This window comes from Rufibacter glacialis (assembly GCF_008271745.1).
Taxonomy (GTDB): Bacteria; Bacteroidota; Bacteroidia; order Cytophagales; family Hymenobacteraceae; genus Nibribacter; species Nibribacter glacialis.
The window spans coordinates 1-20,059 of record NZ_VKKZ01000010.1; the positions used below are offsets into that span (position 1 = coordinate 1).

14 protein-coding genes are annotated in these 20,059 nt (G+C 52.4%); 4 read left to right on the forward strand and 10 right to left on the reverse strand.

Annotated elements, in window-relative coordinates; all coding sequences use genetic code 11:
- Positions 1–673: 673 nt before the first annotated feature.
- The 6 genes from FOE74_RS00960 to FOE74_RS00985 all read right to left on the reverse strand — a co-directional run bounded on the left by FOE74_RS00960 (position 674) and on the right by FOE74_RS00985 (position 8,745).
- Positions 674–1,960 (reverse strand): M16 family metallopeptidase, encoded by a 1,287-nt coding sequence (locus FOE74_RS00960; RefSeq protein WP_149096742.1) that lies wholly within the window; start codon positions 1,958–1,960, stop codon positions 674–676.
- 3 nt (positions 1,961–1,963) lie between these two features.
- Entirely contained in the window at positions 1,964–3,127 is a 1,164-nt protein-coding gene (porV, locus tag FOE74_RS00965) for a type IX secretion system outer membrane channel protein PorV (protein WP_149096743.1), read from the reverse strand.
- 28 nt (positions 3,128–3,155) lie between these two features.
- On the reverse strand, positions 3,156–7,010 hold the full coding sequence (gene porU / locus FOE74_RS00970; protein WP_149096744.1) for a type IX secretion system sortase PorU: 3,855 nt from the start codon (positions 7,008–7,010) through the stop codon (positions 3,156–3,158).
- Between the two features lie 92 nt (positions 7,011–7,102).
- Positions 7,103–7,354 carry a phosphoribosylformylglycinamidine synthase subunit PurS gene (purS, locus tag FOE74_RS00975; RefSeq protein WP_149096745.1) on the reverse strand — a complete coding sequence of 84 codons (252 nt, stop codon included), beginning with the start codon at positions 7,352–7,354 and terminating at the stop codon, positions 7,103–7,105.
- Positions 7,351–8,055, reverse strand: coding sequence for a CDP-diacylglycerol--serine O-phosphatidyltransferase (gene pssA / locus FOE74_RS00980; RefSeq protein WP_149096746.1), 705 nt, complete (start codon positions 8,053–8,055; stop codon positions 7,351–7,353). The genes purS and pssA overlap by 4 nt, the downstream gene beginning before the upstream one ends.
- Positions 8,056–8,094: 39 nt before the next feature.
- Entirely contained in the window at positions 8,095–8,745 is a 651-nt protein-coding gene (locus tag FOE74_RS00985) for an MBL fold metallo-hydrolase (protein WP_149096747.1), read from the reverse strand.
- Between the two features lie 64 nt (positions 8,746–8,809).
- On the opposite strand from FOE74_RS00985, the gene FOE74_RS00990 reads away from it, so the two are divergent.
- Together FOE74_RS00990 and FOE74_RS00995 are read left to right on the forward strand one after the other, a co-directional pair.
- Positions 8,810–9,886 (forward strand): NAD(P)/FAD-dependent oxidoreductase, encoded by a 1,077-nt coding sequence (locus FOE74_RS00990; RefSeq protein WP_149096748.1) that lies wholly within the window; start codon positions 8,810–8,812, stop codon positions 9,884–9,886.
- Positions 9,883–13,092: a hypothetical protein gene (locus FOE74_RS00995; RefSeq protein WP_149096749.1), complete on the forward strand. Its 3,210-nt coding sequence runs from the start codon at positions 9,883–9,885 to the stop codon at positions 13,090–13,092. Before FOE74_RS00990 ends, FOE74_RS00995 begins: the two co-directional genes overlap by 4 nt.
- A 610-nt stretch (positions 13,093–13,702) precedes the next feature.
- Here the strand turns inward: FOE74_RS00995 and purQ are convergent.
- Positions 13,703–14,395 (reverse strand): phosphoribosylformylglycinamidine synthase subunit PurQ, encoded by a 693-nt coding sequence (gene purQ / locus FOE74_RS01000; RefSeq protein WP_149096750.1) that lies wholly within the window; start codon positions 14,393–14,395, stop codon positions 13,703–13,705.
- 126 nt (positions 14,396–14,521) lie between these two features.
- On the opposite strand from purQ, the gene FOE74_RS01005 reads away from it, so the two are divergent.
- On the forward strand, positions 14,522–15,403 hold the full coding sequence (locus FOE74_RS01005) for a YicC/YloC family endoribonuclease (protein ID WP_149096751.1): 882 nt from the start codon (positions 14,522–14,524) through the stop codon (positions 15,401–15,403).
- Between the two features lie 55 nt (positions 15,404–15,458).
- Entirely contained in the window at positions 15,459–17,567 is a 2,109-nt protein-coding gene (locus FOE74_RS21370; RefSeq protein ID WP_188686383.1) for a M43 family zinc metalloprotease, read from the forward strand.
- 364 nt (positions 17,568–17,931) lie between these two features.
- Here FOE74_RS21370 and FOE74_RS01015 read toward each other — a convergent pair whose 3' ends face one another.
- From FOE74_RS01015 to gcvH, 3 genes are read right to left on the reverse strand one after another with little or no spacing between them, the layout of a single operon-like run.
- Positions 17,932–19,209, reverse strand: a complete 1,278-nt coding sequence (locus FOE74_RS01015; RefSeq protein WP_149096752.1) for a M28 family metallopeptidase — start codon at positions 19,207–19,209, stop codon at positions 17,932–17,934.
- 11 nt (positions 19,210–19,220) lie between these two features.
- Positions 19,221–19,622: a VanZ family protein gene (locus FOE74_RS01020; RefSeq protein WP_188686380.1), complete on the reverse strand. Its 402-nt coding sequence runs from the start codon at positions 19,620–19,622 to the stop codon at positions 19,221–19,223.
- A gap of 10 nt (positions 19,623–19,632) precedes the next feature.
- Complete coding sequence (gene gcvH / locus FOE74_RS01025; protein WP_149096754.1) at positions 19,633–20,013, reverse strand: glycine cleavage system protein GcvH; 381 nt, start codon at positions 20,011–20,013, stop codon at positions 19,633–19,635.
- Positions 20,014–20,059 lie beyond the last annotated feature (46 nt).

Sequence of the window (20,059 nt, forward strand, 5' to 3'; positions counted from 1 at the left end):
CAGAGAAGTTAAGCCCCGCCGAGCCGATGGTACTGCGGTCACACGCGGGAGAGTAGGTAGCCGCCAACCCCCTTACACCAGACACCCCCTCCTGCCCGTGCAGGAGGGGGTTCTTGCGTCTATCCCCTAGGAGAAGGGGGAAGGGGCGTATTCCCTTGGTAAATCCTTGAGCAACCTTGCTACAAAGCTCCCTCCGCGCCTATTATTACTATCTCTCTGGCTGGCTCCAAGGAGTCTTGAACTATTAATCCTGGTGGTCTTTGACTAAGCAGTTGCTATCACTTGTGGGCTTGGTAAGTGCATCAACAGTTATGCATTAGTTTTAGTAAAAGAGCCTTCTTTCAGGCCAATTCCTTCTATATGTTTGGGATGCTAATACCTTCTACAGAGCCATTTTTTATACCACTCCATCAGACAATCTCTCCCCTTTCATTTAATGGAGTCAGAAGGTCTTTGGCCACCAAAATAGTGGGAATTGATCTCTACTGAGGAAAGGGTAAAAACTGCTCCGATAGTTGAGGATATGGGGACTAGGCAAAACAACTTTTGCTTCGCTTATAGAGAGATATCTAGCCTATTCGTCTCTTAATGGCCTAATTAAGTTTTTCAAATAGGGTAAAAGAAAAGGTCACCTTGAACAGGTGACCTTTTCTTTTAAAGAGGGAGGGAGCGTTTACTTTGTTGCTCCTCCGGTTACTACTTGCAGTAGATCCTCTTCCTGAAAATACTTATTTGCTGCTTCCAGCAACTGAGAAGCTTCTAGATCCGCTATTTTTTCTAATAACTGTGAAGAAAAGTCTGTGCCCAAGTTTAAGATGGTATTTGATTTATACTTGTCCATCTTATCAAAGAGGGTGGCATGGTCAGATAAGAACTTTCCTGCCAAGTGTTTTTTGGTGGTGGCTAATTCATTTTCTGGTACCAGCTCATTTCGTAACAGAGCAATCTCCTTTAAAATCTCTGCTAGAGTTTCCTCTATCTTGTCTCCTTTGGTATCTGTACCTATTGAAAATAAAGAACTGTGTTCCTTATGGGATAGGGAAGAGTAAATACCATAAGTAAAGCCTTTGTCTTCTCTGATGTTCTTCATCAACCTTGATCCAAAATATCCCCCTAAAACGTGGTTGAGGAGATAAAGAGCGGGATAGTCTGGGTGAGAAGGATGAATGATGGGTTTACCTGCCCTTATGGAAGCTTGTAAGTCATTAGAGGTCTTCTCAATGATTAATCTATCCTCAGCATGTCCTTTCAACGGAGAAATGACTGGTTCTTGTAAGGATGAAGCTTTTTGAGAAGTGATAAGAGTTAGAATCCCTTCCACTGCTGCATCAGTTATGTCTCCGGTGATGAAGATCTCTGAAGAAGGAAAGGTATAGGCTTGGCTATGGAAATCCTGTAGATCAGTTAACCTCAGTGCAGAGATTTCCTCCTCAGATATAAAAGTGGTATAGGGATGGTACTTCCCGTAAAGGGCTCCTGTGAAAGTCTCTGTTGCTAAGTATCCGTTCTTCTGCTTATCTACTGTCAAGGTCTGAATCACCCTTTGCTTCATGAGGGCAAACTCCTTTTCTGGGAAGGAAGGTTGTTGGATTATCTCAAAGGTGAGGGGCAGCAGAAACGGTAAAAATTTAGACAGGCAGTACAAGGTCACCGTAGCGCGGTCAAACCCGTGCGTGATCTCCAGGGAAGCTCCGTAATAATCAACTGTGTCAGCTATTTCTTTCGCGGTATGGAAGGCGGTTCCTTCCTTTAGCATTTTTGCAGTGAGGGAGGCCACACCCGCTTTGGGCTGGTACCACTTGCCAGCTTTGAACACAAATTCAATTCTAACCACTGGTTGAATGTGGTTTTTGTAGACATGCATTCTAGCTCCGGAAGAAGCGTATTTTACCTCAGGAACAATAGATAAATCAGTGGGTAGGTCTGCAATGGCAGGGGCAATGGTACGGGTAAGGGACATAGATTATTGTTCAGCTGCTCCGTCTAATTTGAAATGGAGGGAGAAACGCAGGGTTTGAGCTAATGGGTTATTTTGTTCATTGGGGATAAGGTAAGCCGCGTCTAATCCAAATTTCTGGTAGCGCAGACCTAAGCCCATGGTAAAATATTGGCGGCCGCCTTTTAATTCGTTTTCATAGAAATACCCCGCGCGGGCCGCAAAGGTATTATCATACCAGTACTCTAGGCCACTGGAAAGGGCAATTTCTTTCAATTCCTCACTGGCACCCCCGGGGGCATCATTAAAGGATTTGAAGATCCCTGAAAATACACTGGTGTCATCATGGGCGGCAGGATCATCTGCTTCTGTGAACGGCACCAGAAGCTTGTTGCCGTCTATGGCCAAGGTGATTTTGTTATAGGGGTCAAGCTCCATGGTGAAGGCCGTACCTAACCTTAGGTTAGTAGGTAGAAAGTCTTTTCTACCAGCAGTAGTGTAAGAGATTTTACCGCCTATGTTAGAGATATTACCACCTAACGCAAGGTTATAATTTTTACCCCCAATGGCCAAATCTTTGTTATAGTAAATCCCTAAATCTACCGCTACGGAATTACCGGGCTGTGACTCGCCCACTACCCCATTATTACCGCCCACATTCACGTTACCGGCTAGATTGGAATGAATAAACTTGGCACCTACACCTAAACTCAGGTTCTCACTTAGCTGCTGACCATATGCCAGGTTGAAGGCATACTCTTTCGGGTTGAAGTTCTGGATCGGGTTTCCAGAGCCGTCAGTGAAATTCAATTCACCTAGATCAAAGTATACCAGCGAGGCCGCTATGGAAGAAGTGGGGGTAAGTTTTTTATGCGCGGAAAGCTGGCTGAGCGACATGTCATGGACAATCTTAGAAAGCCAGGGGGTATATGACAAGGAGATGCCCAAATCAGTTTCTATGAACCCTAGTTTAGCCGGGTTCCAGAAGATGGCATTGGCATCTGGTGAGGTGGCCACGCCAGCTTCACCCATACCAGCCGCTCTGGCATCAGGTGAGACAGATAAAAACGGGACAGCCGTGGTGATGGGTCTATATTCCTGACCTATTTGATTCTGTGCCTCGGCGGTGAAACACACCAAAGAGACAAAGGAAAAAGCAACAATGGTGGATCTGAGGAAAGTGCAGTTCATGCGGTAGATTTGTTGTATCTGGTATATGTTATTTAAGTAAAACTAACTTTTCAAAGCGAGATGTACTAGTACCATCTTGACGAGAACGCACAATCACTTTATATAGGTATACCCCTTTGGCTAAATTATCATTATGGTCATCTCGGCCGTCCCAGGTGAGGCCAGAAAAATGCGTGCTTCCATCACCAAAGCCCTGTAGGGTTTTTACTAGTCTTCCTGATACGGTAAAAATCTGAATAAGTATATCCAGTTCCTGGCCGGGGCGGTTGTGGTCAAAATGAAAGGTGGTATGGCTTAAAAAAGGATTCGGAATATTATAGACATGATCTAAGGCGAGTTTCTCAGAAGCGGCCACAATAAACTCTATTTTGGCCGTACTGGAATTGTTATGGGTGTCCCAGGCTTTCAAAGTAAGTGTGTGGGGGCCTAAGGCAATGTTCTTCAAAGGATACCGTACTTTGCCGGATTGGTAAGAATCTACATCAGCGGTATAGAAGTCATTGAGGATAATAGGCTCTGATGATTTCTCATCTAGAATAGCGGTGATCTCGTGCCCAATACCGGCACCAGCGGTATTGATGCCATTGTCATCAAACAAATGCGCTACCAAGGTAGATTCTGGGCCGGTAAGCCCGCCGGAGACAAAGGAGACATCATTCAGGAAAAGCTGTAGCTGAGGAGGAGTCGTATCCGTTGAAGCTTGGGCATTGGCTCCTCCCACGGGAACAGCCGTAGCTCCGGCGCCATCTGTAGAAGCGGAGGAGGCATATACATGGATGCTCCCGTCGCCCACCTGATAGTTGATGTCTTTGGGAATCACGAACGTCACCTCAAAGGTTCCGTTTTTGACCGTGGCTAGCCCATCATACAGAATATTGCTCCTGCTCAGCACCTGCCTTCTGGCATTCTGGTCACCTAAGGTAGTCAGGGTGGCTCTTTTATCATACACCGTCACGTGGGCCTGGCCCTGAAAATCAGTGACTACCTGTTGTTGGTTATTCCTGACCAAGCCTTCCAACCGTACCGTAGACAAGGCCTTGAGTGTATCAGCTCCGGCGGCCGCGAAAGGTTTGCCGTTCAACTTAGAAAGTGCTACTTCCAAATTGGGGTAGGCTAGCCGCATGGTAGGGTCTCCCAGCAAAGCGAAATTGCGGTTGTTCACCCCAAATAAACTCGCATTCTTGGTTTTGAGGGTGAGAGCACCCAGGGTAGGCATTGATCCGTCTGCCAACGGTTTAAACAAGAATTGGAAGAAGTTGGTGTTCAAGGCCCGGTTCCCGTCTGAGTAGACCGGCCGGGTAGTAGTCAACAGGCCAATGGCGCCGCCCTCCGGATGGAACAAAGCCGTTTCGGCTCCAGAGGATCGTCTAGGGTCATCGTATCTGCCAATCTCACAGGTGGCGGTCAAAAAGAAGGTCAACCGGTTCTGGTTTTTCCAGCTTTGGATCTCGTTGGTAGTCAGGATCTGTTCATCGGCTAAACTCACCGCGTTGCCGTGGCCGGTATAGTTGGTGACCAGGGCGCCCTTCTCAATGGCTTCCCGCAAGGCCTGGTTTGTCTCAGGAGACCGTTGCCCGTTCGGGGCAGAGATCTGCGGGTATAGATCCAGGTAAATCTTCTGGGGCAGATAGGTGGGGTGGTTCTTCTCCACAAATTCGGCCAGGTAATCAGCATCATTGAGGTGTTCATTTGAATCACCGTCATCTGCCAGGAAAATAAGCCGTTTACGCCAATTGCCCAGAGTTTGCCCGCTCTCATACCTAATGATCTTATCAATGATCAGATCGGCCTCAAACGGGGTTTTAGCCGGTAGCCGCCCAATGCCCACGTCCAGGTGGTGCGCCAGGGAAAAATTCTCCTCAGACCATTCTCCCTCCTCGTCATCCAGAAAACCAATATAATCATCTGAAGAGTAAGACAGCACTGGGTCCAGGGACTGGCGCGATTGGTAAATGGGGATAAAGTTGGTGTTTTGCGGGAGCCTCCGCTTGGGGTCAAAAGAGGCATCACCCAGCAGGGCTACCTGCAGCAGGGCATCTCCCCGTTTGGGGCTGCGCTCATAAAGCATCTTTAGAAAATCACGGATAGCGGTAATGTCTTGTTTGCCAGAGGAGAATTCATGATACAGCGAAGGCAGCACCACCACTTCTACCTGCAGGCCGGAGGCGATGCGCCGGTGATTGGCCAGCCGCTGAGCCTGCGGTGCAAAAGCCGCAGGGGTCAGGATGACTAGGTCCAGTTTCCCGTCCAGGTTAAGGCTGTGCAGGTTCTGGTTGGCCACCTTCCCCAGGAAAGCCGGTGCCGGAAAAGCAGCCCCCTGGAAGGCGATAAACTCCCGAAGCTGCTGGGTATTCGCTGAAAAGCTGGCTGTTCCGTTGGCTAGGCTTAGATTTTGCGCTATAGGGCTAAGTGGATCGGTGACGTCCCATACCTGGGCCCCCGCAACTGTCATTCCGCCCACCCTGAATGTACTCACCGGGTTTTGCCGGCTGGCCAGAGACCTGAAGTTGGTTTGGTTGCCGTAAAGCTTTAATTGCCGCAACGCCGAAAGGGTGAAATAGTTGAGGTACCCCGTGGCCGAGGAACTAGTGCCGGGGTTATATGTATAGGAAACGCTCAGGTCATTGGTGTAGGCCAGGGACCCTAAGGAAGGGGAGAAGTGCAGCACGTGGTTGACGCCTTCGGGGTGGTAATTATAGGTTCCCCGGCCCCCCACGGCATGGGAACCTAAGGCCGTGCCGTTCAACCGCACGGCAAAAGAACTGTTCTCCGGGGAGTTGGCCATCACAGCCGAAGTAAGCCATACCGGCTTGTTGGGAACCAGGTCGGTGGCGGGGATCTGAAAAGTCTGCTGCAGGGCAAACGCACTGAATTCTTCCCCGTACCATTCCCGGCCTGAGTTGACCATGTTACGGAGGTCTACTTCATGGAACCAGCGCTCATCATAGGAGGTGATTTCAGGAAAAGAGCCCGGAAACGGAGCTTGCTGTCCTACTCTTTTCCCTGGAGTGGGACCCACCGTGAGGTAGTAGTAAGTGGTGTCACTGTAAAGATGAAGGGAATGGGTAAACGGGGATTGGCCGGTGACTTTATTCTCTGCCCAGGTATGGGGGCCTTGGCCGTAAAACAGGAGGTAATCGTCCGCGTCAAAAGATCCGTCCTGCTCGCCCTGTACCCAAATGGCGTTCTCGACCAGGTCATCGGGCCGGGGAGCGCTGTTGGCCTGGGGGAGCATGCCGCCGCCGTTACCAAACAGCCTTAATTGACGCGGGTTCAGGTTCTGCAGGTTGACGCCCATGGCCTGTAACGCGGCCCGGTCTAACTTGTACATGCCGCTTGCCGGTACCCCAATCTTGAACCAATCACCAGTAGCCAGTACTGACCGGCTCGCATACGTGCGCCGGGTAGCGGCCCCGCCGCCGGGTGCTTTTTTGAGGTTGTTCCCGGAAGAGTAACGATAACTGAAGGAGACCAGCTTTTCCACGGCCCCGGTCTGCGGGTGTAGCCTGAACGGCTGGAAAGCCACCACGGAGTGCGGTACCCGGTTGGCCGTGCCGGCGCTGATAGAAGGCTGAAGTTCGGTTTTAAGGCCCTTTTTAGGAAAAGAGGCCGCTTCTGCGGCAGTCAAGGGCGCAAACGTCAGGTCAGTGAATTCAAAAGAGGTCACCGCCGCATTGGGCAAAGACAGGAGATAATAGGGAATCTCTTCCCGCCCCACAAAGGCGGCTTCCGCAAAGGCGGGAAAAGATTCTTTTAGAGTTGTTGGAGAGCTAGCGGCATTGGCGCGCCAAGACACACTGCGCGTTTCCTGAACCTGGGCCCAAGCTGAAACGGCAGTGACCCAAAAGCCAGCGGCAAGAAGAAACTTCCTTACAAGATGCATGACGCGGGTGCAAAATAGCTACTCCGCAACACAGCCCCGCTCTCATAGGTTCAGCTCAGGAAGGGGCCAGAGCTGAACCAGAATGGGTGTTCTTAGTTGACTGTGAGACGGTAAGAGAATGATTCCATGATCATGTTGGCCAGTAACTTCTTACAGGCCTCTTCTACTTTCTGGGCGGCAGCGGTTTCATTTTCTGCTTCTAACTGCAAACGGATGTGCTTACCGATTCTTACATCAGAAACCTGCTCCAGGCCTAAATGTTCCAAGCCTAACATTACCGCCTTTCCTTGGGGGTCTAACAGTTCAGCATGCGGCATGATATCAATTTCGGCGGTGAATTTCATAGGGAAGAAGATTTATTGAAAAAGGATAAGATAATATAAATCGCGAGGTTCAGGGGAACTGCGGTAAAGTTAAGGATTGCCAAGAAAAGAATGGAAAGACCCATGAAAATAAACCGTACTTCGTTTCCTTTCCAGGCGGTATTCTTGAATTTGAGCGCAAAAAGCGGCAGTTCCGCAATGAGCAGGTAAGAAAACAGTACCGTGATGCCCAGCAACACAAACGGATTCAGGATAATAGGTGACAGCCCAAAGTCATCATTGGCCAGGATAAGCGGCAAAGACATGATGAACAAGGTACAGGCCGGAGTAGGCACGCCAATGAAGGAAGAGATCTGCCGGGTGTCAATGTTGAACTTGGCCAGCCTGATGCAGGAGAAGATGGTGATCAGGAAACCAGCGTACGGCAGCAAGGCAGGCAAATCATACCCTCCCGCTTCATTGGCCTGGGAGATCATCTGCACCATGGCGGCGCCCGGCACCACGCCAAAGGAGACCATGTCTGCCAGGGAATCTAATTGCTTGCCAATATCAGAATAGGTGTTGAGCAGGCGGGCCACCAAGCCATCCAGGAAATCCAGGGCTGCTGCCACTACTACCCAGCCGGCGGCCGAGACCAGTTCCTGCTGAAAGACGGCTACCAGGGCAAGGCAACCACATAATAAGTTAAGGCAAGTGATGAAATTAGGAAGGTGTTTCTTCATAGAATTGGAATGGTCTGTTCTGAGCCTGTTTTCTGATAATTAGCTCAAAAACGGATTGCTGGCTTTTTCTTCCCCAATGGTGGTAGAGGGGCCATGGCCAGGGTATACGGTCACCTCTTCAGGGAGTGTGAATAATTTGGTGCGGATGCTCTGCAGAAGGGTGTTATGGTCGCCGCCGGGTAAGTCAGTGCGGCCAATGCTGCGGTGGAACAGCACATCGCCCCCAATCAGGTTTTTGCTCTGGGGGTGGTAGAACACCACGTGGCCGGGCGCATGGCCTGGGGTGAACAATACCTCCAGCTCGGTTTCCCCGAAGGTTACGTTTTCGCCCTCTTTCAGGAATTTCTCCGGTAAAACCTCTTGGTACTGGGGAAAGCCATAGGCCGCTGAATAGGTAGGCACCGCGCGCAGCACGGCTAAATCCGCTTCGTGTATTTCCAGGGGCACCCCATAGGTATCTGCTATGAACTTGTTGCCCAGCACATGGTCAATGTGGCAATGGGTGTTCAGAAGGCGCACTACCTTCAGGCCTTGGGCCTGGATGAACCGCTGTAACTCCTGCTGTTCCTCTTTATCGGCGCAGCCGGGGTCAATGACCACGCATTCTTTGGTGGCGTCATACAGCACGTAGGTATTTTCTGAGAATGGATTGAACGTGAATAATTTTACTTGCAGGCTATTGGCAGGCATGGAGGATATCTTTTTTGCAGGCTCTAAGTTACATATTTCAGCGGCACAAGCCGTACCTTGGGGCATGATTTATGATTATCTGGTAGTAGGGCACGGCCTGGCCGGCGCGATTTTAACCTGTTTTCTGGAAAAAGCCGGTAAAACGGTGCTGGTGGTGGATGCCCCCAAAGAGAACTCGGCCTCCCGCGTGGCGGCCGGGCTGATCAACCCGGTGGCGGGGAAACGGTTTGCCAAAAGCTGGCAGATTGACGCCTTTCTGCCCGCCGCCGCCGCCTTTTACCAGGAGATGGAGGAACGCTACCAGACCCGCTTGTTCCACCGCAAACCCATTCTCAAACTCTTCTCCACCGCAGAGGAACAGAACAACTGGATGGGCAAAAGCACTGACCCCGCCTGGGACGGCTACATTGAAACCACGCACCTGCAACTCCCAGTCTCTGAATACGTTCACCAGGAATTAGGCGGTCTGCTCATTCAGCAGGGTGGGTACGTGGCCCTGCGGTCGTTCCTGGATCTGCGGGCTGAAGACCTCAGGCAACGGGGAGCGATCCGGTTAGAGGCCTTGGATTTATCTCTGCTGGAATTGTCTCCGGATACAGTGCGTTACAAGGAGATAACGGCCCGAAACATCGTTTTCTGCGAGGGAGCGCAAGGTGCCCAGAACCCGTTTTTCAGTTGGTTGCCTTTTTCTTTGAATAAAGGGGAAATTTTGGATATAAATATGCCTGATTTTGAGGCTTCCTATATCTATAATAAAGCCGTTTACGTTGTGCCTTTAGGACAAACCCACTACCGCGTGGGTGCCACGTACAACTGGCGGAACCTGGAGGAAAACCTAACCCAGGAGGCCAGGGAAGAACTGACGGCCAAGGCACAGGACATTCTGAAAAAACCGTTTACCGTGACAAAGCAGTATGTAGGGGTAAGGCCCGCCGTGCGAGACCGGAAACCCTTGGTGGGCGTGCACCCCCAGCACCCGCGCATAGGTATTTTCAACGGGATGGGCTCTAAAGGAGTATTGATGGCGCCCTTGCTGGCGCAGCAGTTTATCTCAAGGCTGGAGCAGGGAACGGCCCTTTGGCCAGAGGTGGATATTGTCCGGTATTTATCGTTATATTTAGCATCTACGTCAACCACATGAGTCCACTCTCTACTCGCTATTTACCTGTGTGCCGGTTACTTGTAGTGCTACTGGCGCTGGTGGCACCTGTGTTTACGTATGGCCAGGCAACCGCCCCAGACGATTTCGGGCAAAACCGGATTCAGTACAAACGCTTCAACTGGCAGTACTACAGCACGCAGAACTTCAACATCTACTACTCGCAGGACGGCCGTGAACTGGCCCGCCACGCCGCGGAGCACGCTGAAAGGGAACTGAAGCGCATCACCGCCCTCATTGGTTACTATCCTTACTCCAAGATCACCATCATCATGTACAACTCTGTCTCAGACCTGAAGCAGAGCAACATCGGTTTGATTGATGACCCCTACAAAGGCGGCAATGACGCCCTGTTTGTGAAAAGCAAGATTGAGGTAGCCTTTGAAGGTTCCCAGACGGAGTTGAAGCGGCAGATGACCTACCGAATCTCTGAACTGCTGCTCTCTGACATGATGTACGGCGGCAGCCTGAAGGAGGTGATCCAGAGCAACTACCTGCTGCGCCTGCCCGAGTGGTTTGTCTCCGGGGCTGCGGCGTACCTTTCTGAGGGCTGGAGCGTGGACATGGATGACTACATGCGGGACATGATCCAGAAAACGGGTGGAAAACGCCCTGATCCGCTGTTTGCCCGCAACCAGCGCCTGACCGGGCAATCCATCTGGAACTACATCACAGAACGGCACGGCACCTCCGCTATCCAAAACATCCTCAACCTGACCCGCATTACCCGTGACATTGAGGTGGGCATTGCTAGTAGCCTGAACATGCCGTACAAGCGGTTCATGCGGGACTGGTTTGCGTACTACACCCAGATGAACACCTTTGCCGAGGGAGCCATGCCTGCGCCCAGCAAAGAAAACAAGATCAAAAAGACCAATGCCCATAACCTGCTGTATTCAGAACCGGTGGTAAGCCCCAGTGGCCAGAAACTGGCGTTTGTGACCTATGACCGGGGAGCCTACAAGGTGCACGTGCGTGAGCTAGGCTCCAATAACCAGAAAACCGTGTACCGCGGCGGGTATAAAATGCCTAACCAAGCCATTGACCGCTCGGTGCCCCTGCTGTCCTGGCGGTCAGAGTCGCAGTTAGGGGTTTCTGACGTTAGAAGGGGGAAACTGCAGCTGAAACTGCAGGATGCGGGCAAACGCTACATTCCGGGGGTGACCACGGTGAAAAACCTGTTGGGAAAAACCAGCAACGTGCTGCCGCTCAACGCCTACAGCCAGATTGTAGGGCTTGATTTCTCAGAAGACGGCCAGTTTATGGTGCTGAGTGCGGTGAAAAACGGGCAGAGTGATTTATACCTGTACCGCGGGGGGCGTTTAGTACGCCAATTGACCAATGACATCTTTGATGACCTGGATCCGGCTTTTCTACCGGGGCCGGGTAACCGCATCGTTTTCTCGTCTAACCGCTACGCGGATTCGCTCCAGTCTAGCCGGGGTACCTTCAACGCGGTGGCCAACAACTATGACATTTACCTGTTTGACCCGGAAAACGCCCAAAGCCGTTTCTGGCAGCTGACCTACACGCCCTCTAATGAGGTAAAGCCTATTGGCCTGGCCGAAGACGAGATCATGTACCTGGGTGAGGAAACAGGCATCAGGTCTTTGTACCGCCACAACATCAAGACCGGGGCTATAAGCCGGGTCACTAATTTCCAGCAGAACATCAAGGCGTATGATTACCACCCGCGCACGGGCAACCTGACCTTTGTGGCCAATGACCGCGCCAAGGAGTTTTTGTACCATTACCCCAATGCTGCCTTGCCCGCCGTGGCGCAGGCCGGCTTTAAAACCAAGCGCCAGCAGACCCTGGAAGGCCACATGCAGCGGAGAATCCAGCAGGAGAACGCCCGCATAGCGGCAGCCCAGGCCGCCAAAGCCGCCGCCGATTCCCTTGCGGCCCTACGGTTAACCCAAACGGGAGACAGCCTGGCCACTGACAGCACTGCCGCCCCGGCCAAACCTCCGGTGACCGCCCCTAAGCCCAAGCCCAGAACCATCATGGCCCTGGCTTCTTCCGATTCCTTGGTGCTGAACTACCCCAAGCCGTATGACCTGCGGTTTAGCGTGAACAGCCTGACCACCTCTATCTACGCCGACCCCTTGCTGGGTTTCGGGTTTGTGATGGAAGTGGGCATGGCAGATCTGTTTGAGGACTACCGCATCAAAGGCGGGGTCTTCGCCCTCACAGACTTGCAGACCACCAATTTCTACGCCGAATACGCTAACCTGAAGAACCGCTATGATTTCCTGATAGGCTACCAGAAGCAAAGCGTGCTGCAGGACAACAACGGCGGCTTGATACGGCGGCTGCACAAGCATGAGGTAATGCCTGCGCTCAGCTACCCATTGACCAATGCCCTGAGCGTGAAACTTCTGCCCCGCTACTCCAACATCAGGTACACCATCATGGAGAACTTCTCTGAACCAGACGTGGTCATGGATTTTGCCGGAATTGGGGGAGAATTGGTGTATGACAACTCCGTGGTGACGGGCATGAACATGCGCGAAGGCACCCGTATGAAGATGGGCGTGTCCCGCATGTACGGTATAGGAGACAAGGAGATCGGGTTTGGTAAGTTCTACCTGGACCTGAGGCACTACCAGAAAATACACCGCGAGTTCGTGTGGGCCAACCGCTTAAGCTACGGCCATTCCTTCGGGCCCTCGCCTAAGAAATACCTGCTGGGTGGCGTAGACAACTGGATTGGGGCAGATGAAGACAGTATTCCCATCTATGACAATACCTCTACCCCGGCCGACTTCTTCTACCTGGAGTTCAGCACCCCGTTAAGAGGTTTCAACTACAACGCCCGTAACGGAAGCAGGTACGTGCTCTGGAACTCTGAGCTTCGCCTGCCGCTGTTCCAGTACCTGTTTGAAGGCCCCATCAACTCGGGCTTCTTCCGCAACCTACAGATGGTAGGGTTCTTTGATGCCGGTACGGCTTATAACCGGGGTAACCCGTTCAGTGAAGATAACTCAGTGAACACGCAGCCGGTGCCCAGGCCGCCGTTTGAGGTCATTGTGCGCAACTTCCGCAACCCGTTCATGTACGGGTATGGCTTTGGCGCCCGCACCACCTTGCTGGGCGTGTATGGCCGGTTTGACATGGCCTGGGGAGAAAGAAACCTGAAACGCGAAGGCCCTAAGTTCTACTTCTCCATGGGCTATGACTTCTAATACAGGAAACAAAGACGGCTTTTCGCCTGATTCTGTAAAAACACCTTAAAAGCAGAAGACCTCCCTGAACAAGGGAGGTCTTCTGCTTTTAAGGATACAAAAAGAAAGGGTATGCACCTTTGCCGGAGAGGACAATGCGGAGAACAATGCGTGGTAGAGACAAGGCAAAAGATAGCAATGCGTGAGAGACAAGGCGGTGCCGTTGTCTCTACAGGGGTTCTCCTTTCCGCCTTTACTAACTTTCCCTGTTCCAGTCTTCCCCGAGCGCTTAGCGGAAACTATGCAAAGAGCCGCACTTGCACCCATGAAACAAGCGGACAAGCCAGGGGAATAACATACCGCATGCACCCACCAATGGCGGTCCAAGCCGGAATTTTATCAAAGAACTCAATATAAGCCTAATCCCAAGACACAGAAAAAACCGGCCCTTTGTTTTAAGCGAATATTTGCAAAAACGCCTTAAAAGCAAAGGCTCCTTTCCCGAAGGAAAAGGAGCCTTTGCTTTATAATCAGCGGCAGCGGTTAGTTTCGCGCCTGCTTTTTACAAAACAGCGGAATCCTGCCTAACTATGCTCCAAATAGAAGCGTTCTCTTATGAGAAGAGCGGTACTTACACTTGTACCGCTTGCAACAGAGACTCAAACAGCAGACGGCCGTCTGTGTTGTTGAGCTCCGTGTCAACAGCGCGTTCCGGGTGCGGCATCATGCCAAATACGTTCTTGTTTTTGTTGCTCACGCCGGCAATGTTGAGCAAGCTGCCGTTGCAGTTACACACCTCCGTTACCTGGCCGTTGGCGTCACAGTAGCGGAACATGATCTGGCCGTTGTCCTCCAAAGATTTCAAGGTATCAGCATCCGCGTGGAAGCGGCCTTCGCCGTGGGCGATGGGAATTTTATAGGCTTTGCCGGGCTCCAGAAGGGCAGTAGGCAGGGCCTCTGTGTTCTCTGGGGTAATGTACACGTTCTGGCAGATGAACTGCTGGCTGGTGTTGCGCAGCAAGGCGCCTGGCAACAGGCCGGCCTCCGTCAAGATCTGGAAGCCATTGCAGATGCCCCACACGTACCCACCGGAGTTGGCAAACTTCACCACTTCCTGCATGATAGGGGAGAACCGGGCAATGGCCCCTGAACGCAAATAGTCACCATAGGAGAAACCTCCGGGCAGTACTATGAAATCACAGTTCTGCAAATCATGGTCTTTGTGCCACAGCCTCACAACTTCCTTCTGGGTGGTTTGCTGCAAAGCATCAATGACATCCTGGTCACAGTTGGACCCTGGGAAAACGACAACTCCAAATTTCATAGGCCAAAGATAAAGAAAATACACAAGTTTCATTGTTTGAAGGCCACAGAAACCACAATCATTAGATAGCGTGAGAGTGACGCTTTTTTCATAGATTTACTTTTTTCCATTTTGATAGTACAACGTATGCTATTATCCATGACCGGGTTTGGGTCTGCCCATTCAGAAACCGAAGGCTCCACCATCACCGTTGAGCTGAAGTCGCTTAATTCCAAATCCATGGATCTAAGCCTGCGGATTCCCCGGAGCCTGTCTGACAAAGAGCTGGAGATCAGGAACCTGATAAGCAAAAGCCTGGTGCGCGGCAAGGTAAATCTTACCATTGAGGTCTCCAGAGGCAAAACCAGCGCTACCCGCAGTAGAATCAACCTAGAGCTGTTACAGAGCTATTTCAGGGAACTGGAGGCCGCGGCTATTGCCCTGGGCGCCAAATCACCAGACTTGTTCCGGTTAGCCTTGCACATGCCAGAGGTGCTGCAGAATGAGAGCACAGATGAAAAAGGAGAAGAGGTTTCCTGGGAGCAGGTGGCGCCGGTGCTGCAAGAGGCCATGGAGAACTTCAACACGTTCCGGGCAGATGAAGGCAAAGCCCTCACCAATGAGATCGTCTCGTACATAGACCGCATCAGAATCCTGCTGGCCGAGGTAGACAAACACGACCCCAGCCGGGTAGAGCATATCAGGCAGCGCATTCAGGGACACTTGCAGGAGATCAGCTCCTCAGAGTCGTTCAACCAGAACCGCTTTGAGCAGGAGATGATCTACTACATTGAGAAACTGGACATTGCCGAAGAAAAAGTACGCCTGGTGAACCACCTGCATTATTTCACTGAGACGGTGTACCTGCCTGAACCAACCGGTAAGAAACTGGCGTTCATCTCTCAGGAGATAGGCCGTGAGATCAACACCATAGGGTCCAAGGCCAATGATGCTACCATCCAGCGCTTGGTGGTGGAGATGAAAGAAGAGCTGGAGAAAATCAAAGAACAGCTGAACAATATCCTGTAAGCCGGCTGTTTTTGGCCTGTTTCCTGGAAATCCCAACTGAAACACGTTCAAGCCCATGGCTCAGAAGTTACTCTTCGCACTTGTTTTCCTGTATCTGGGAGTAACTTCCGCCTGGGGCCAGACGCGGGCCTGCGGTACCATGCAGCACCTGGCACACCTGGAGAAAAGCCGCCCCGCGCTCAAGGCCCAGGTGCAGCAACAGGCCAGAATGGCGGCAACAGGCCAGAAACAGACCAATGAGAAAAAACTGCTGGGCGGCGTGGTCACCATTCCGGTGGTGGTGCACGTGGTCTACAATACCTCTACCCAAAACATCTCAGATGCCCAGATTAAATCTCAGATAGAGGCCTTGAACCGGGATTTTCGGCGGCTGAACGCCGATGCCGTCAATACCCCGGATCTTTTCAAAGGTGTGGCCGCCGATGCCGAGATTGAGTTCTGCCTGGCCCAGCGCACCCCAGACGGCGAACCCACCAACGGCATTACCAGAACCGCTACCACCAAGCCAGATTTCGGGGTAGGCGACTCTATGAAGTTCGCGGCCCTGGGCGGGAAAGAGGCCTGGAACACAAGCCAGTACCTGAACATCTGGGTGGTGCGGTTCCACAAAGACGAGAAGGTGCTGGGGTTTGCCCAGTTCCCCAACGTAGGCTCTCCCTTGACCGACGGCGTGGTGATTGATTACCGCTACTTCGGGACCACCGGCACCGTGGTGCGGCCTTTCAACCTGGGCCGGACCACCACCCATGAAGTAGGCCACTGGCTCAACCTTTTCCACATCTGGGGCGACGAGCCGTGCGGCAATGACCAGGTAGACGATACGCCTACCCAGCAGGAAGAAAACACCGATTGCCCCACGTTTCCCAAGGCCAGCTGCAACAACACCAGTGATATGTTCATGAACTTCATGGACTACACCAATGATGCCTGCATGAACCTTTTTACCATAGGGCAGAAGAACGTGATGCAAAAGACGCTGAATACCTTCCGGGCCGGGCTCCTTACCTCGCCAGGGTGCAAAGCCGTGCAGGTCCCAGACCTGGATGCCGCGCTCATTGAGGTCACCTCGCCGGGGCAGGTACTTTGTGCCCCGTCTTTCACCCCTACAGTGGTACTCCGCAACAAAGGCAGCCAAACGCTCACCGCCGCCCAGATTCAGTACAGGGTAGACAACGGCCCCACCCAAACCTATTCCTGGACCGGGTCCCTAGCCTCCTTCCAGAACGCTATCCTTTCCCTTCCCGCTTTGACCACTACCCCCGGGGCCCATACCATTACTTATTCCATTGTATCAAGGAATAACGCGGCCACAGACGCAGATGCGGGTAACAACACCATTACCGCTTCTTTCCAGACCCTTGGTAGAACCTTGTCCTTGCAGGAAGGGTTTGAGAGTTCCACGTTCCCGCCGGCCGGTTGGCGGATCATCAACCCCAACCGGGACCTTACCTGGGAACGGACCACCAAGGCCGCCAAAACCGGCGTGGCCTCAGCGGTCATGCGCAACATAGACTATGAAGCCAATGGTTTGGTAGACGAACTGGTGCTGCCGCCGCTGGACCTTTCAACCCGCAGCACGCCCCGGCTGTCGTTCCAGTTGGCCTACGCCCTTCTGTCTGAATCCGGCTTCTCTGATACCCTGGAAGTCTGGGCCTCCGCTGACTGCGGGACCACCTATCAGCGCCTCTATCAGAAAGCGGGCCAGGCCCTGACCACGGCCACTCCTTATTTCACCGAGGATGAGTTTGTGCCCACCGCCGCCCAATGGCGCCAGGAAACGGTAGATCTGGGCGCTTTCGCCTCGGCCAAAACAGTGTTGGTCAAATTCCGGCACGTGACTGATTTTGAGAACAACCTCTACCTGGATGATGTGAAAGTAGACGGTGACCCGCTGGGGGCCCAGGAAGAGCAGGCCCTAAAGGCCCTGCAGGTAGCGCCTAACCCCACCACGGGACAAGTGTATATCACGTCACCGGAAGCCCTCATCACCAGCATCCAGGTCTGTGACGCGGTAGGCAAGGTGGTGCAGGAAATCACGTCGCCCAAGCACGTAAAGCGGCTGCCACTGCCCATTTCATTGCCTTACCAAACCAATGGCCTTTACCTGATCAAGATGGTCACCGACAAAGGAGTGGTGGTGCGTAGGGTGTTGCTGCTGAGGTAGAAGTTGCGACCTCGTAAAGGATCAAAAAAAGAGCCTCTGCGCTTTCCTGAAAAGGAGGCGCAGAGGCTCTTCTGTTTTAATTGGTTTAAAATGGCGGATTCTCCCCTTGAGGGGAGCGAAGAGGGGTGTTTACACTTGCTGGTCAACGCATAGATGATAATGCTTGCTTCTTTGATAAGAAGATATCTTTTATAATTAACTCTGGAATGCCGCTCTCTTTTGTAAACACCCCTCTTTATCTCCCCTCAAGGGGAGAATCTGATCGTTGGAGCGATGAGCTAATCAACTAGATAATCCCCAATTCACGTTAATACGGCATTCTGCTTTCAGCCCTGTTTTTGCAAAAAGCAGCCCCAAACAGAAGCTACAACGCCTTCACAAACTCCTGGATTAGGGCCATCACCTCTTTGAACTTGGTGAGGGGGAGCGTCTCTGGCTTGTCTTGCGGGTGGTGGTATTCAGTGGTAGTGCCGCCCAGGGTGTAGAAGAAGAAGGAGGGAACCCCCTGTTCAGAGAAAAAATAATGGTCTGAGTTAGCCGCCTTGCCCCGGCTCTTGATCTGCGGAAGGTACCCGTGCTGCTGGTTCAACTGCTGCAAGAGGGAAAACTGCTTCGGGAAAACACTGCCGTTCACCACCATGAGGCCTTCTTCGCCGGTGCTCACCAAGTCAAGGTTCAGAAGGAACTTGATCTTGCCCAGCGGGAAAAGCGAGTGCTCTGTGTAGTACTTTGAACCCACCAAGCCAGCCTCTTCCGCGGCGAAGGCCATGAACGCGATGGAATAAGCCGGAGTATTCTGCGGTTGGGCGTAATAGTGGGCCAGTTCCAGCAGCATGGCGGTTCCGCTGCCGTTGTCATGTGCCCCCGGGAAATACAGGTCTTTGCCCTGGTGGCCTAAATGGTCATAATGCGCCGTCACCACCACAAAAGAGTCTGGCTTGATCTTACCTGGCACAAACCCGATCACGTTCTGGCTGCGGTACTGCGGTTCCAGGCGGGCATCTACGGCAAAGGTCACTTTCTTCGCCTTTTTAGGCCAGGCTTTTTCCAGCACCTCCAGCACCGGGAACGGGAGTTGCTCGCCCAGTACGGTGCCTATCAGCTTAGGGCCGGGCTGCCGCACAATCACGGCGGCCACGCTTTGCAGCTGGGGTTGGAACGGGTCTGGCAAGGAAAGCAGTTGCTGGAAGTGACGCTGGTGCACCACCAGTACTTTGTTGCGCAGGTTGTTGGTGAGGAACTGCTGGGCTACATCTACATCGGCTAGGACCAGGGTATCTATGTCATACACGCGGCCTTCGCCCTTTCCCGCGCCGGTAGCGCCGTGCGCCAGGAAATCAACGCCGGGTACCAGCGCCTTGCCGTCAATGGTCAGCTGCAGGCGGTTGTCCAGGATGTTGATGGGAAGCGTGAAAGGCTGCAGATAGCCAGATGGAAACGGCCGCAGACCGATGGCCTTGTATTGTTGCTGCAGGTAGTCGGCCGCCAGGCTGTCGCCTTTGAACGCGTAGCCGCGACCGTGCAGGGCTGGTGAGGCCAGGTGGGCAATGGTCTGCCGCACCCGCGTCATTTCCTGGGCCTTTCCCGCAAAGCAGAAGGAAAGAAGAGAAAAACTGAGCAAGAGCCAGCGCCTGCGTGCCATATGAAGTGTTTTTAGCTTGATTTCTTGAAACCAGCCGCGGAACGGCGCGGCAACAGGAACCACAGCCCCAACCCAATCACGCCGCCAATGGTATTGCTGAGGGCATCTACCGGGTCTGCCTCCCGGCCCATGCTCATAGAGCCTTGCAGCACTTCCACCAGAATCCCGAAGAAAACCACGAAGAGGAAGGAGCCGGTAATATGGCGCTTGGTCACCTGTGGAACGGCAGGGTCGCGGTGGAAGGCGTACAGCAACAGCAGCAGTTGTACCCCAAACAGAATGGCGTGCACCAGGGAGTCAAAGGTGAGAATGTCCCACTTTGGGGCAGGGGGTAAAACAGGGGCGGGCAGTAGCGTCCCAATCAGGATCACCACTGCCCACCCAAGTGCCAGTGCATAATAGGAGATACGCACCAGTAAAATATTAAGCGCCTACCAATTCACGGTATGCACCGGCAGAAAGAAGCTCGGCCACTTCCGCCTGGTCAGAGATAGACATCTTGATCATCCAGCCATCACCGTACGGGTCAGAGTTCACCAGCTCAGGGTTGCCGTCCAGTTTCTCGTTGATTTCCAGCACCTGGCCAGAAAGCGGGCTGAACAAATCAGAAACAGTTTTCACCGCCTCAACAGTACCAAATACTTCTTCTCTGGCCACGTCTTTGTCTAAAGTGTCAATGTCTACATACACAATGTCACCCAGTTCGCGCTGCGCGAAATCTGTGATGCCTATGTACGCTACATCGCCTTCAATTCTGATCCACTCGTGGTCTTTGGTGTATTTTAGTTCCTCTGGGAAGTTCATAAGTGATATAATTAAGTTTGATTCAAAAATACGTTCTTTTTAGCAC

Excerpts from the sequence above, each read along its gene's own strand:
- FOE74_RS01015 (WP_149096752.1), bottom strand. The coding sequence starts at position 19,209 with ATGGCACGCAGGCGCTGGCTCTTGCTCAGTTTTTCTCTTCTTTCCTTC.
- gcvH (WP_149096754.1), bottom strand. The coding sequence starts at position 20,013 with ATGAACTTCCCAGAGGAACTAAAATACACCAAAGACCACGAGTGGATC.
- porU (WP_149096744.1), bottom strand. The coding sequence starts at position 7,010 with ATGCATCTTGTAAGGAAGTTTCTTCTTGCCGCTGGCTTTTGGGTCACT.
- pssA (WP_149096746.1), bottom strand. The coding sequence starts at position 8,055 with ATGAAGAAACACCTTCCTAATTTCATCACTTGCCTTAACTTATTATGT.
- FOE74_RS01005 (WP_149096751.1), top strand. The coding sequence starts at position 14,522 with ATGCTATTATCCATGACCGGGTTTGGGTCTGCCCATTCAGAAACCGAA.
- porV (WP_149096743.1), bottom strand. The coding sequence starts at position 3,127 with ATGAACTGCACTTTCCTCAGATCCACCATTGTTGCTTTTTCCTTTGTC.
- FOE74_RS00995 (WP_149096749.1), top strand. The coding sequence starts at position 9,883 with ATGAGTCCACTCTCTACTCGCTATTTACCTGTGTGCCGGTTACTTGTA.
- FOE74_RS00985 (WP_149096747.1), bottom strand. The coding sequence starts at position 8,745 with ATGCCTGCCAATAGCCTGCAAGTAAAATTATTCACGTTCAATCCATTC.
- FOE74_RS00990 (WP_149096748.1), top strand. The coding sequence starts at position 8,810 with ATGATTTATGATTATCTGGTAGTAGGGCACGGCCTGGCCGGCGCGATT.
- FOE74_RS21370 (WP_188686383.1), top strand. The coding sequence starts at position 15,459 with ATGGCTCAGAAGTTACTCTTCGCACTTGTTTTCCTGTATCTGGGAGTA.
- purQ (WP_149096750.1), bottom strand. The coding sequence starts at position 14,395 with ATGAAATTTGGAGTTGTCGTTTTCCCAGGGTCCAACTGTGACCAGGAT.
- purS (WP_149096745.1), bottom strand. The coding sequence starts at position 7,354 with ATGAAATTCACCGCCGAAATTGATATCATGCCGCATGCTGAACTGTTA.
- FOE74_RS00960 (WP_149096742.1), bottom strand. The coding sequence starts at position 1,960 with ATGTCCCTTACCCGTACCATTGCCCCTGCCATTGCAGACCTACCCACT.